Annotated in this window: 1 protein-coding gene; it reads right to left on the reverse strand. The window is 62.9% G+C overall.

The genetic code is table 11. The annotated features are described in order from the left end of the window. On the reverse strand, positions 1-356 hold a 356-nt coding region (locus AB4Y72_RS19715; RefSeq protein WP_441427816.1), incomplete at its 3' end, for a helix-turn-helix domain-containing protein. Between the last annotated feature and the right edge of the window lie 92 nt (positions 357-448).

A 448-nucleotide genomic window follows, 5' to 3' on the forward strand; every position in this document is an offset into this window, starting at 1 on the left:
GGGTCCAGTTCCCACAACCGGGGCAGCCCGGCCCGGGCAATGAYCCGCGAGACCGTGCGGACCGGGACCTTGCAGCGTTCGGCCAGCTCGACCGGGCCTTCGCGGTGCTTCACACGTGCCGCGAGTACCTCCTCGATCTTCGCCTCGGCGGTGGCATGCGGGCATGAATGTGGTCGCGACGAACGATCTTCCATCCCGGCCCAGCCGTGTTCCAGATAGCGCCGGAACCACCGGTGGGCGCAGGTGCGGGAGACACCCATTTCCTTCGCTACATGGGCCACGGGACGGCCATCGAGAACACGCTGGACAAGGATGCCTCTACCAGTAGGAGTCAGGCGGGCATTACGGTGGACCATGAAGACCTCTTAGTCGTTCGGTGTGTGTGGTAACCACCAACCTAAGAGGTCTTCACCCTTTCAACATGTAACCAACGTCCTGGCCGAGTACA

Origin of the sequence: Arthrobacter sp. YAF34 (genome assembly GCF_052113245.1) — a bacterium.
In the GTDB taxonomy this organism is placed as follows: domain Bacteria; phylum Actinomycetota; class Actinomycetes; order Actinomycetales; family Micrococcaceae; genus Arthrobacter.